A 13275-nucleotide genomic window follows, 5' to 3' on the forward strand; every position below is an offset into this window, starting at 1 on the left:
GGCGAGGATAAACGTGGACTTGGACGTACTAGTGGATGGTCACAAAACCATGAAGATTCAACGCGTTAGCTAGCTCCACTCGATCGTCGAGTTCCACGTCAATTCCTGCGACATCTTGGCTGACTTCATGTCCCCTGCCGGCAATCAGGATCGCGTCATTCTCCGACGCCAAACTCACAGCAAACTCTACGGCTTTAGCCCGTGGCGCGATCGTGAACAACTGCACCTCGGGGCGTTCCGCGTCGATCACCTGCTGCGCGCCGGCCGCCACCTGCTCCCGAATCGGTGCCGGGTCCTCGCTGTGTGGGTCGTCGTCGGTGACGATGACGATGTCTGCGTGGCGCGCCGCCACGGCACCCATATCCGGGCGTTTGGTCTTGTCGCGGTCGCCGGTCGCTCCGAAAACGATGATGCGGCGCCCGGCTTCCCCTGGACGTACAGAATCCAACGCCTTGGCAATGGCATCCGAGTTGTGCGCAAAGTCGACCACTGCCACCGGGGCATGGCCTACTACCTGCATGCGTCCCGGCACCGCTACCGAGAGCGGGTCCCGGGCTTCAAGCGCCAGCTGCAGCTGATCAAGTTCTACCCCGCTGGCCAATACCATCAGCACCGCCAGTGCCGCATTCGCCACATTGAACATGCCGGGCAAACCGGTACGCGTGGTGATGCTCCGCCCGTCGCGGTGCACCAGGCTGAAGCTGTGCCCCAAGGCGAAATGTTCAAGGTTAGTTACTCGCCAGTCCGCCGCGGCGTTCGACTCGTCCAGGCTGAGCGACTCGGTGGGGATCAACGCGCGCTGAGCGAGCTGGAGTCCATAGGGATCATCTACCAGTACGACGGCTCGTTCGCTGCGTTCGGCAGTGAACAGCTGCGCCTTGGTCTCGAAGTACTCCTGCATGGTTCCGTGCAGGTCCAGATGGTCCTGGGTGAGATTGGTGTAGCCCGCGACGGCGAAGCGCAGCGCGTCCACTCGGCCGTAGCTCAGCGAGTGGCTGGAGACTTCCATGGCCACAGATTCAACCTGTTGTTCGGCCATGCGTGCCAGCACACCGTGCAACTGGGTCGATTCGGGCGTGGTCAACACGCTCGGAATGACCTCCCCGCGCGCAGACATTTCAATGGTGCCCACCAGCCCGGTCTCAACGCCCAGCGCTTCGAGGATGGAGCGGATCATGAAGGTTGTGGTGGTTTTGCCGTTGGTGCCGGTGACGCCGAAGAGTTGAGGGCTGCGTTCGTCGGTTCCATAGACCCGCGTAGCGGCCAGGGCGGCGATCTGCCGTACATTGGGCACCACGGCAACCGGAAGCTGGAAGCCCACGGGCAAATATGCAAGCCCGGCGGCGTCGGTGATCAGGGCAGCAGCCCCATTCTCTTGGGCTGTTGCGGCGAATTCTGCACCGTGGCGCTTTGCCCCCGAGATCGCCAAGAAGACATCTCCTGGCTGTACTACCTGCGGGTTCAGGCTGACGCCGTGAACCCTAGGGTTGGCTGTTGACCCCGCCGCGTTGACTTGCCCGCCGATGGCTGCGCAAAGTTCTTCGAAGGAGATGATTGACACGTCTTGTGGACGCAAATGCCGTTCCAGCGCGCGCGGCGTGCCGGCTTCCTGGGCTACCAAGGTTTCTTTTGTTCCTTACCTATAAAGGCGTCGTACGCCTCAGATTCGGTCGTGCTCGGTGGCACATTGTATGTATGCAAAGTGTGGCTCATGACCTCGGTGAAGGTATCTGCCACGGAGAACTGCTTCCAGTCGCCCTTTGGACGGTACATGGTCGCGACCACTACGTACTGCGGGTCATCCAGTGGTGCGACGCCGGCGAATGAATAGGTGTATCCGTCGTATCCACCGTTCGGGCCTGCGGCCTGACCGGTGCCGGACTTACCGCCCACTCGGTATCCCGGTATCTTCATTTTAGTACCGGTACCGTGGTCGACGACGCCTTCCATGAGTTTGAGCATCTCAGTTGCTGTGGATTCCTTCACAACGCGCTCCTCTTTGGGATTCGTTGGATCGGAAATCGAGCCGTCTTCATTCTGATACCCATTGATCAGACTTGGCTGGATGCGGACCCCGCCATTGGCCAGGGTCTGGAAAATGGCAGCGGTGTGCAGGGCGGACTGGGAATAGCCCTGCCCGAACTGGGTGGTGTACTGCTGTCGGCGGTCCCAATTCTCCGGCGGTGCCAGCTGGCCGGAGGTGGCTCCGTTCAGTCCAACGTCAATGGGCGAACCGAGGCCGAAGGCGCGCATGTAGTCATAACGAGTCTTCTTGCTGACCTTGTTGCCGATCATCACGGTACCGGTGTTGTATGAACGGGCGAAGATGCCGGCAGCGGTCATGTCGTAAGTCGAGTGCTCCAACGAGTCATGGATGGTTTCGTTGGTGAAGGTCTTGGCGTTCGGGACGCGGAATGCGTCGGTGGGCTTGACGGCCCCAGAATCTATGGCCGCGGCGAAGGTGGCGGCCTTGCCGGTGGATCCGGGCTCAAAGGCGCGGGTGACGGATACAGAACGCCGGAACTCGGGGTCGGTGGCGCCGGGGTTGTTGGGATCCAGTTCGGCCGAGTCGCCAATGGCCAGCAGTTTGCCGGTTTTAACTTCCTCAACGATCACGGTCACCCAGTCGGCGTTGAACTGCTTGCGCTTGGCTTCCGCCGCTCGCTGTGCCTCATACTGAATGTCCGAATCAATGGTCAGCAGAATGTTCTGGCCGTTCACCGCTGGAGTCTCATCGAGGTCTGTGGTGGGGATGCGCACGCCGTCGGCGCTGACTTCATAGCTTCGCTTGCCTGGGGTTCCTGCCAGGTGCTGTTCTTGACTTAGTTCTAGGCCTTCGGCACCAACAACACCGGTTTGATCTTCGGAATTGCGCACGAATCCCAGCAAGGGTCCGGCGATAACACCCTGTGGATACTGGCGTTCGCTGCGAAGCTGGGATGATAGGCGCGGAATGCCGATTTCCATGGCTTCGTTGCGCACTTCGGGTGTGACGCTCTTGGCGATCACAACATATCCCTTGGGCTTAGCTCCGTCCTGTGGGCGAATTGCCTTGGTCAGTTCATCGACGTTTTGATCAAGGACCTCCGACAACTCTTTAATTGCCTGTTCCCAGGTGACCTGCTCGCGGACGTTAGACCCGTCGAGCTTTTTGCGGCGGATGCTCTCACCCTGCTGGCGCTGGTCCAGGACCAGATCATAGCGGTCGACCGAAACGGCCAAAGTTGTGCCGTTCTTATCCAGAATTGATCCACGGGCAGGTTGGATGACTTCGGTACGGCTTCGATCAGCCTGCGCCGTATCGGCCACTGCAGTCATATTGATTCCCTGTACCCAGAAGAGCCGCAGGGCGATGACCACCAGCAGTACGAGCGACAAAAGCAGGACGAAACGCATCCGTTTCTTCGCCGTATTGATGACAGTCGCGCTCACAGGGAACCTAGCTTTCCTTCAACCTGGATTTCTAGCGGTTAAAAACCGTTCGTGAACAAGCTTAGAAAGACAAGCCTAGTTCGTTGGGGATTTCATGGTTGGCGCCGGAATCGTGCCTCCGTTGAGTTCCCCATCGGTGAATACCGGCCGTCCCTCATCGTCGGTCTTGCGATCGACCTTTGTAGGCGCGGCCTTGGTCTCGACCTTTGCCGCTTCTTCAGAATCAGCCTTTTTACCGACTGACGTCTGTGGAGTCGTCGACTTGGCTTCATCCTTGGAAGCCTGTTCCTTGGCCTTGCTTGCACCGTTGATCGCTTCGCCTGGCAGCGGCAGCGTCTGGTACTTGGTAGCAGCCTCTTCGCCCTTGACCGCGTCATCTGCCTTCTGGGTGATCTTTCCCTTAGTGAGATCGATCATGCCCGGCGCACCTGGTGCCACCAGTCCGAGATCCTTGGCCTTCTTAGCCAGGGCCTGAGGCGCCGACAACGACTGCGCCTCTTTAAGCAGCGCCTGGTTTTCCTGCGACAACGCACGTTCTTGATTTCGCAGAGAAACGATGTCGTACTGACGCTGGGCCACCGAGGTGTTCATCAATACCAGTGACACAATGAGGCCGATGAAGAGCAGTACCATCACCGCGGAGGTCACCACCACTGAGCGCCTATTGCCCGAGTTGATCCTTGGGACCAACGACAGTGTGACGCGATGAGGTGTGTCGCTGACCGGAAGGTCGCTAGCTGGAACGGGCTCTGGGCGCACGGCGCGGGCGGCATTGCCGTCGGCCATTGCTTGGACAGTGACGGCAGCATTCTTCTGCACGCGGCGCTGGGCTCGTTGGCTCATGCTAGCTCCTCTTAAGAACTCGTTCCACGGCCCGAAGTCGGGCCGAGGCTGCACGGGAATTTTCTGCTATTTCGGCTTCACTGGGCTTTTCTGTGCCCTTGGTCAGCACCTTGAACTCCGCCTTGTGCTCTTCGAGCTCTACGGGGAATCCTGGAGGGGCCGACGATGTCGAACCTTGGACGAAGTGTCTCTTGGTGATCTTGTCTTCCAGCGAGTGATAGCTCATAACAACTACGCGCCCGCCGACGTTCAAGGAATGCATTGCCGCTGGAATTGCACGTTCCAAAACGTCCAATTCTTCGTTTACCGCGATGCGCAAAGCCTGAAAGGTTCTCTTGGCGGGATGCCCGTGGTTTCGTGCAGCGGCTGCGGGAACTACCGAACGTATGACCTCAACCAATTGCGCGGTAGTGGTTATTCGTTCCTTGGTGCGTGCTTCAACGATGGCGGTGGAAATTCGCCCGGCGAATTTCTCCTCGCCCCACTGGCGAATAATGCGCAGCAGTTCCTCACGTTCCAGGTCGTTGACGAGGTCTTCTGCAGTTGGGCCAACCGAGGTGTCCATGCGCATGTCCAACGGCGCATCGTAGGAATAGGCGAATCCACGTTCACGCTCGTCAAGCTGAAGGGATGAAACTCCAAGGTCGAAAAGCACTCCGTCGACGCCCGGGTATCCAAGGTCGGCGACGACATCGGCGATTTCGTCGTAGACCGCGTGAACCAGGTCAACGCGATCCTCGAAAGGGGCCAAACGGGCACCAGCTAGTTCGTGAGCCTGTTCATCTCGGTCGAGCCCGATCAGGTGAAGGTTGTCGAATCTTTTCAGGATGGCTTCCGAATGGCCGCCCATTCCCAAGGTGCAGTCGACAACGATTGCTTCGCGTCCTTCCGCATTGGCCCGCTCAACGCCTGGAGCCAGCAGATTGACGCAACGATCCAGAAGTACCGGAACATGTCGTTCGGATGCTGGTCGCTGGGAATCCTGATTCGGCACTGCGCCCCCTTTTCGCGTTCAAATCTGTTGCTGCAATCAGATCCCCCTCCAACCCTTTGGTGGTGAAGTGCTCTGGCTCCGGGGAAGTGAAGCCAGAACCATTCCCCCTCAAGGTGGCTGGAGATCTCATCGCAGCAGCTGCAACGTGGATTACGTCCGGTGATCGGATGATCAATCCTCGTCGGTGTCGGAAAATGCTTCTTCCTGTTCCTGCAAGTACTGCTGCCAGGCCGTCGTGTCCCAGATTTCAATGCGGTTGCCCGCACCGATCACAGTGACTTCACGATCCAACCCTCCATAGGTTCTTAGGATTTGTGGAATCGTGACGCGACCCTGCTTATCAGGTACCTCGTCTGAAGCACCAGACAAGAACACACGAGCATAGTCCCTCGCCTTGCGAGAAGTCAGAGATGCCTGAGCTAGCTGCTCATGTTGCTTCTCAAATTCCCGCTGGCTGAAAACGTAGATGCAGCGTTCCTGTCCGCGTGTCAGAACCAACCCGTAGGCAAGTTCATCGCGGTACTTGGCAGGCAGAATCAGGCGGCCTTTCTCATCAAGTCGCGGCGTGTAAGTTCCAAGGAACATGCACACCGCCTTTCTTGAAAGTGGCCAGAATCCCCAATTCCCTCTACTGCACTCCACTTTACTCCACAACCCTCCACTGTCAACGCGCCTAGAGGGTTATCCCGAATGTTTAGAGATAAAAAATCGCGTATTTTCGTAGGTTTTCGACCTTTTCCACAGTGGAGGGAACCGGGCACACGAATTGGCGATTGGAGGCCTAGGGCCTCATTTCAGGCTTCGCCATTCCCGTATTTCCGCGGAAGCGGGGCGAAAGGGGGCGAAGTGGAGGAACTTGGGGAGGGAAGTGGAGTCGTTCGGCGAGCAACGTTTTCGAATCAACCCTTGGAGTATGCCAAGAATCGCACATCGCATTCACCGGCGAGTCGTGCGCGCGCCCGCGCGGTTTGCTTACAACTGGAATCCTCTGTGATCCGAAGTTTGCCAAGACGCAAAAATGGGGTGCGACCTAGTGGTCGCACCCCATTAAAAACTTTTTGTCTTAGCCGTCAGACTGGTCTCGCTTACGCTGATTCCATTTTTCTTCGAGCCCTGACATGAACTGGGAGCTGCTGTTTGAAGTACTTTTGGCGCCGGGCGCACGGCCCTGACCAATTTTTCCTGTTGCTGATTTCCTCAGTGCCAACATGACTCCACCGAACATCACTGCAAAGCCAATGACTCCTACGATGATGAGTTGCTGGGAAATACCAAATAATAGGCCAGCGAGCCCAAGGATCACCAAGAGGATGCCCAGAGCAATGTTTCGAGTGGAAAGTCGCCCAGTACTTGCTGGGGCTTTCATGTTGGAGGCAAAGCGACGGTCTTCATGCAGCTGTTTCTCCAACTGCTCCAACAGACGCTGCTCGTGTTCCGATAGCGGCATCGCCTTCTCCTTCCAATGACTTTCCAGACGGCCATTTACCATCCCTAGGTTCAACGTGTGACTTCGGAAATAAGTTCCAAGATCGTCGCGTGTTCCTACTTCAAGGATAGTCTCTTTTGACCATACCCTGCCACTTGATCTTCCACACTGTTAACTAATACATAGCTAGCAAATTACGCTTATTTGTCCTTGGGACCGAGGAAACGCGCAGGCCCCACTGAGGCACTGGGAAATTTCCGGATGATCTGATCAACTGCCCGCTCAGCGTCGCGCGTTTTTCCTTCAATCGGGTCAAGACTCAGTTGAATTCCACCCGATTGGCTTTCTAAACGTTCCGCTTTTACCCCTAGCAATCGAATCGGCTGCTTCAATGGCAATAAGTTCTTAAGCAACAGCACGACTTCACGCCCAATTAAGGATGATGAATCGGTAGCCGCCATGAGGGTTTTGCTCCTATTAACTGTGCTGAAATCTTGGTACTTCACCTTAATCCCAACACCTCTCCCACTTTTACCCTGAGCTCGTAGCCTCTGACCGACACGGTGACTGAGTTTGAGTAATTCATACTCCAACAACTCGACATCCCAAATATCTTCAGCGAATGTATGCTCGGCCGAAATACTCTTTTCTTCGCGTTCCGGCTGGACCGGACGGTCGTCAATGCCATGGGCCAGCAGATGCAGTGAGCGACCATGTTCGCCGAAATGCGTCACAAGCCGGGACTCGCTGATTTGCGCCAGCTGGGCAATGGTGTCGATACCCATCACGTGAAGCTGCTGGGCAGTACGCTTTCCGACGCCCCACATTTTCGCAACCGGCAGTTGGTGCAAAAACTCAACGGTACGATCAGGAGGCACCACCGTCATCCCATTCGGTTTCGCATAGGTCGAGGCAAGCTTGGCAACAAATTTGTTCCTAGCAACTCCCACGCTTGACGGCAGCTCGAAGCGACGGGCAATTTCATTTCGAATCCCCTCAGCGATCGCCACCGGTCCTCCGAGCATGCGCATACTTCCAGTCACATCCAAGAACGCTTCGTCGACGCTGACCTGCTCGACCAAAGGGGTAATCGAATGTAAATAGCCCATTATCTCTTTGGAGATTCGGTAGTACCTTTCGTGATGAGGCTCAATAATCGTGGCTTCAGGCATGAGGGCAATAGCCTGGCTCATTGGCATCGCCGAATGCACACCCCTGGAGCGGCAGTCATAAGAAGCAGACAAAACAACGCTCCGGCCTCCGGGAAAGCCCACGATGACCGGCCCATGTACGAGTTCGGGCCGGCTCAGCAATTCGACAGAAACAAAGAACGCATCCATATCTATGTGGAGAATCGCGCGTTGCTCTATGTCGGCCATAAGGTCAAGTCTATCCATTCAACACCACTATTCGAAAGTACGTTCGAAATGGTTTGAGATAAATCCATCCGCCGTTCCTTGCCTCATAACACCCTTAAGGCACATTCCCGGTACAGTTAGTGGTAGTCACCTAGCACGAATCGCGTAGAAATGAATTTGCATGTCGATGCCTGAAGCAACCTCTTCCCTCGAATCCGAAGTCCGGGGTCTGAGTCGGGCTTTTACAGATTCCGTTGCCCGGAAACTCGAAGATTTCCTTGAAGTTAAGAGTCAGGAAGTTTCTTCGATTACCACCAGCGCCACGGAAATCGTCAATGCAATTCGCGAACTAACACGCGGCGGTAAGCGTCTTCGACCACTTTTCGCCTATTGGGGATTCTTGGGTGCCGGTGGTAGCCCATCATCGCCGGATGCGGTTCAGCTCGGTGCGGCCCTGGAGCTTTTTCAGGCGGCAGCTTTGATCCATGATGACATTATCGACAACTCCGATACACGGCGTGGGCGTCCGAGCGTACACAAACATTTCGAAGCTCAACACCAGGCGCTTGGGCTCTCGGGCAGTGCGGCGCACTATGGCATGGCCAGTGCCATACTGACAGGCGACCTATGCCTTTCTTTAAGTGAAGAGCTTTTTGCATCTATTCCGAGCGTCAATCCAAGTACCCGCAGAATTTTCAATCGCATGCGCACCCAGGTCATGGCGGGCCAGTACCTCGACGTGCTCGAAGAGTCCGCCGGCCCGGCCTACAATCCAGCCGAAGCTGTCAAGCGCGCGCGTACCATCGTTCGGTTCAAATCCGCCAAGTACTCCACGGAAAATCCGTTCCTTTTGGGCGGTGCATTGGCAGATGCCGATGCACTGCTGCTCGAAAGTTACAGCGCATTTGCCCTCCCCCTCGGAGAAGCGTTCCAGTTGCGCGATGATGTACTCGGAGTTTTCGGCGACCCGGAAATCACTGGGAAACCTGCGGGAGACGATCTTCGCGAAGGAAAACGCACCGAACTAATTGCCCACGCGCTGTCACTGACAACTCAGGAAAACCAAGACTTCATCCAGGCACGGCTGGGGGCATCGAATCTCAGCGATGCCGAGGTCGACCGACTGAGCACGATTTTGCGAGACAGCGGGGCTCTGGCAGCAACCGAACGAAGCATCAGCGAACTGACGAATCAATCATTGGTAGCCCTTGGCAAAATTCAAGTTGCCGACTTGCCGCTTGCTGGCATGAAGTATCTGAGCGACGCTGTGACCAAACGCAGCAAGTAGGCATTGAGCATTAATAAAGATTGCATAAACAGTTGGGGCTCGATCATCTGAATCAGATGATCGAGCCCCAACTGTTTTAACAACGGTGGGCTACCAAGCCAAGGACTGAGCCCGACGTCGAATCTCGGTCTTACGTCCGGTACGCAACGCATTCATTGGAGTGCCAGGAAGAGACTCATCTTCGGTGAACAACCACTTGATGCTCTCTTCGTCAGAGAACCCGGCGTCCTTCAAGACCGACAGAGTGCCCTTCAGGCTATCGACAACTTGATCGTCTTGGAGAAAATCTGCTGGGATCGAACGTACTTTGCGTTCTCCGATTCGCAGTTCAATAATGACGCGTTCGTCGAGCAGCCGATGTACGCGGCGAATGTCTACGTCTAGGATCTCAGCAACAGCTGGCAGATTGAGCCACTGGCCCACAAGGTTTTCGATGTCTTTCACCCTTTAAGGTTCCCACAAATCCTTAATACGCGCAGAAAATTGCCTAGATCGAGTCTCAGTTGTTCCCACCAGTCACATAAGTAGTGTAAATTTTCATGTATCACTTTGATAACAATTGCAACACGATCATCATTCAGCACAATCAGGCTGGTCGCACCGGATCGTGAATGCAGTCGTCGCTACCGTACAAATGAGGAATGCCTACATGCCCAACGAAGCGAAATACGCATCCAAGCACACGCTAGGTGTCGTTGCAGGTGCTGCAATTCCTGCCGCCGTGATTGGCAGCCTTGCGCTGGCACCGGCCGCTCAAGCTGCACCAGCCAGCGCGGTATCCCTTCCAGGATCCAGTGCCAAGTCAATTACGCCTCAGAACATCAAGATCGCAGAAGATCAGATTAAGGCGCACCTGATCGCATCCCGCGTCTCAACGCTGGGACTTCCTGCCAAGGCCAGCGTCAAGGAAATCAAGATTCCCGCTGGAGCAACGTTGTCAGCTTTGGCCGTCAAATACGACACCACAGTTGGCAAGCTCAAAGACCTAAATAATCTGAAAAACGACTTTATCGTTGCAGGTAAGAGCCTCAAGGTTCCGGGGCAGGGCTCCTCCAAGAGTTCCAGCAGCTCTAAGAGCTCAAAATCGTCCAAGGGCTCCGGCACCGGAAACTACACGGTGAAGTCGGGCGACACCCTCAGTGGCATTGCAAATAAGCACGATATGAGTCTCAGCAGCCTTCTGGAGATGAACGACATCTCTGCCAGCAAAACCATCTACCCTGGCAACAAGCTCAAGGTTAAGGGTGGTTCCAGCTCAAATTCAGGAAGCAAGAACACCTCGCACCGGTCTTCTTCCTCATCGTCGTCAAATTACACGGTCAAGGCTGGTGACACCCTCAGCGGCATCGCTGCCAAGCACAACATGAGCTTGCAGGCCTTGTTGAGCAAAAACAACATCTCCTCCAGCAAGATCATTCGCCCCGGAGACAAGATCAAGGTCAACGGCGGCTCGAATGATTCGTCGAAGTCTTCTTCCAAGAGCAGCGCACCGAAGGCTTCCAGCTCAAGCGCGAGCTACACGGTCAAGTCTGGCGACACCCTGAGCGGCATCGCCGCCAAGCACGGCATGAAGCTGTCGGAGTTGCTCTCGATCAACGGGATTTCGGCGTCCAAGAAGATCTTCCCAGGCGACAAGGTCAAGGTCTCCGGATCCGGAAGCTCCACGAAGTCATCGAGCTCCGCACCGAAGAGCAGTGCACCGAAGACGTCAACGTACACCGTGAAGTCTGGCGATACCCTGGGTGGAATTTCGACAAGCCACAATATGAAGCTCGCTGCGTTGCTGGATCTGAATCCTTCGATCAGTACAGAGACTCCATTGAAAATCGGCACCAAGCTTAAGGTCCGCGGTTCATCGGTTTCTTCAACCTCCAGCAGCTCCAAGCCACGGAAGGTGCCGAACTCATTCTTGGGCCGCACCTACGAAGATCACGTGGTGGATAACGCAAATAACAACAAGGACTACCTAGATTCAATCTCGGTTCCGAGCCGTTCGGAGATGCAAAGCATCATTGTTGCCCAGGCAAACCGAATGGGTGTCGATCCAGCCTTGGCGTTGGCACACGGCATGCAGGAGTCAGGTTTCAACATGCGCGCAGTTTCTCCCGCGAATGCAATCGGCGCCATGCAGGTTATTCCCAGCACCGGAGAATGGATTTCAGGCCGCGTTGGCAAGAAACTGAATCTGATGGATCCTAGGGACAACGCACTTGCCGGTGTTGCGGTGATCCGCTACAACTTGGACAATACCGACAACTTGGACGATGCAATTGCTTCGTATTACCAAGGCCTGGGCGGAGTTCAGAAGTACGGAATGTACGACGACACTAAGAAGTACGTTGCGAGCGTCAAGTCATTGATGAAGCAGTTCCGCTAAACATTGCGCGAAAATAGGCGAGTGGGGTAAGAAAACTTACCCCACTCGCCTATTTGGCTTCTTTCCTAATTTGCTAATGATCCAGGGTCAGCGGCATATCTATGACTACACGGGTACCGTTGGGTTCGCCCGGAAGCCACTGAATTTCGCCGGAAAGTTCGCTGTTGACCAAGGTCCGCACAATTTGCAGTCCCAATCCTTCGCGCCGCTCCCCCTCGGGTAGGCCATGGCCATCATCCTCAATTGTGACTTTTAGCCACTGCTTGGAATCTGCTCCAACGTAGCGTTCAGCGATCAATGCCACGGTACCGTCGCGGTGGGCGAGTCCATGCTCCACGGCGTTGGTGACTAGCTCGTTGATTACCAACGACAGCGGCGTGGCCAGATCCGCGTCCAGCATGCCAAACGTTCCCTCACGGCGCGTGGAGACCTTTTGACCTGGCGAAGCGATTTCTACAATGAGCCTGAATTGTCGATCCATCAGATCATCGAACTTGACTGTTTCGTTCAGGCCCTTGGACAGGAAATCATGGACCGAAGCAATCGTGGATACGCGGCGCATCGCCTGTTCTAGGCCTTGTTTGCCTTCTTCCGAGTTCATCCGTCGAGATTGCATGCGTAGCAGCGCTGCGACGGTTTGCAGGTTGTTCTTGACGCGGTGGTGAATTTCGCGGATGGTGGCGTCCTTGGTCACCAATTCCTTCTCACGGCGGCGCAGCTCGGAAACATCGCGGCACAGGACAAGCGCGCCCCAGCGCCGCGACTGATCGCGCAGGGGAATCGCGCGCAGCGAGAGCGTCACCCCGCGGTGCTCGACTTCCGTGCGCCAGGGCATCTTTCCCTGCAGCACCAACGGAAGCGTTTCATCGACCACCCTCCGATCGCGCACCAGGGCCATGGTCAGATCCGCAAGCCGCTGTCCTTGGAGCACATCTGCTGCGCCAAGCCTGCGGAAGGCGGAAACGGCATTGGGGCTGGCGAACTCCACCGCGCCTGCGGCTTCAAGTCGGATAAAGCCGTCGCCGACACGGGGCGCGCCACGGCGTGAGCCTGTGGGGCTAGCGAAATCGGGCCACAGCCCTCGTGTGGCCATGGTCAGCAGGTCCTCGGCGCTTTGGCGGTAGACCAGTTCAAGGTTTGATGGGGTCCGCGATTGATTGCGATCGAAATGAGAAGTGATCGCGGCGATGGTGCGGTTTTGGCGTACCAGGGGTATCGCCTGAACGCTGGTAAGCCCTGGAATCATCTCTGTTCCGGCCTGATCTGCCGAACGCTGGATCTGTCGGGTGTTCCATGCTTCATCCACCATGATGCGAAGATCCTTGCGGATCCTCTCCCCGACGAAGTCGGTGTGAAAGGTCGTGTGCGTGGTGGAGGGACGCACATGAGCCAATGCGGTATAGGAACCGTCGCCGGTGGGGAACCAGAGCACCAGGTCCGCGAACGCGAGGTCCGCTACCAGTTGCCAGTCCCCCACCAGCAGGTGGAGCCAGTCCTCATCACCGGGGCCGAGGTCGGCTTTTAGACGTAGATCTTCGGTGATGAGGGCCATTAGGG

Annotated in this window: 11 protein-coding genes; 2 read left to right on the forward strand and 9 right to left on the reverse strand. The window is 56.2% G+C overall.

The window, feature by feature from the left end:
* Positions 1-28: 28 nt before the first annotated feature.
* The 7 genes from RUH64_RS11660 to dinB form a co-directional block, all read right to left on the reverse strand.
* Positions 29-1621 carry a UDP-N-acetylmuramoyl-L-alanyl-D-glutamate--2,6-diaminopimelate ligase gene (locus RUH64_RS11660; protein WP_313813531.1) on the reverse strand — a complete coding sequence of 531 codons (1593 nt, stop codon included), beginning with the start codon at positions 1619-1621 and terminating at the stop codon, positions 29-31.
* Positions 1615-3432, reverse strand: coding sequence for a penicillin-binding protein 2 (locus RUH64_RS11665; protein ID WP_313813534.1), 1818 nt, complete (start codon positions 3430-3432; stop codon positions 1615-1617). Before RUH64_RS11665 ends, RUH64_RS11660 begins: the two co-directional genes overlap by 7 nt.
* A gap of 75 nt (positions 3433-3507) precedes the next feature.
* Positions 3508-4275, reverse strand: coding sequence for a hypothetical protein (locus RUH64_RS11670; protein ID WP_313813536.1), 768 nt, complete (start codon positions 4273-4275; stop codon positions 3508-3510).
* Position 4276: 1 nt separating this feature from the next.
* Positions 4277-5269, reverse strand: a complete 993-nt coding sequence (rsmH, locus tag RUH64_RS11675) for a 16S rRNA (cytosine(1402)-N(4))-methyltransferase RsmH (RefSeq protein ID WP_313813538.1) — start codon at positions 5267-5269, stop codon at positions 4277-4279.
* 171 nt (positions 5270-5440) lie between these two features.
* A complete protein-coding gene (gene mraZ, locus RUH64_RS11680; RefSeq protein ID WP_313813540.1) occupies positions 5441-5854 on the reverse strand; it encodes a division/cell wall cluster transcriptional repressor MraZ in 414 nt (137 codons plus the stop codon).
* Positions 5855-6332: 478 nt separating this feature from the next.
* On the reverse strand, positions 6333-6716 hold the full coding sequence (locus RUH64_RS11685) for a DUF3040 domain-containing protein (protein WP_313813542.1): 384 nt from the start codon (positions 6714-6716) through the stop codon (positions 6333-6335).
* Between the two features lie 179 nt (positions 6717-6895).
* Positions 6896-8074 carry a DNA polymerase IV gene (dinB, locus tag RUH64_RS11690; protein WP_313813544.1) on the reverse strand — a complete coding sequence of 393 codons (1179 nt, stop codon included), beginning with the start codon at positions 8072-8074 and terminating at the stop codon, positions 6896-6898.
* 160 nt (positions 8075-8234) lie between these two features.
* Between dinB and RUH64_RS11695 the strand changes: the two genes are divergently transcribed.
* Positions 8235-9341 carry a polyprenyl synthetase family protein gene (locus tag RUH64_RS11695; protein WP_313813546.1) on the forward strand — a complete coding sequence of 369 codons (1107 nt, stop codon included), beginning with the start codon at positions 8235-8237 and terminating at the stop codon, positions 9339-9341.
* 90 nt (positions 9342-9431) lie between these two features.
* Here RUH64_RS11695 and RUH64_RS11700 read toward each other — a convergent pair whose 3' ends face one another.
* Positions 9432-9764: an Rv2175c family DNA-binding protein gene (locus tag RUH64_RS11700; protein WP_396276015.1), complete on the reverse strand. Its 333-nt coding sequence runs from the start codon at positions 9762-9764 to the stop codon at positions 9432-9434.
* A 226-nt stretch (positions 9765-9990) separates the two neighbouring features.
* Here RUH64_RS11700 and RUH64_RS11705 point away from each other — a divergent pair, with 226 nt between their 5' ends.
* Positions 9991-11718 (forward strand): LysM peptidoglycan-binding domain-containing protein, encoded by a 1728-nt coding sequence (locus RUH64_RS11705; RefSeq protein ID WP_313813548.1) that lies wholly within the window; start codon positions 9991-9993, stop codon positions 11716-11718.
* Between the two features lie 73 nt (positions 11719-11791).
* Here RUH64_RS11705 and RUH64_RS11710 read toward each other — a convergent pair whose 3' ends face one another.
* Positions 11792-13270, reverse strand: coding sequence for a histidine kinase N-terminal domain-containing protein (locus RUH64_RS11710; RefSeq protein WP_313813549.1), 1479 nt, complete (start codon positions 13268-13270; stop codon positions 11792-11794).
* Between the last annotated feature and the right edge of the window lie 5 nt (positions 13271-13275).

The organism is Glutamicibacter sp., assembly GCF_032154645.1.
GTDB lineage: Bacteria > Actinomycetota > Actinomycetes > Actinomycetales > Micrococcaceae > Glutamicibacter.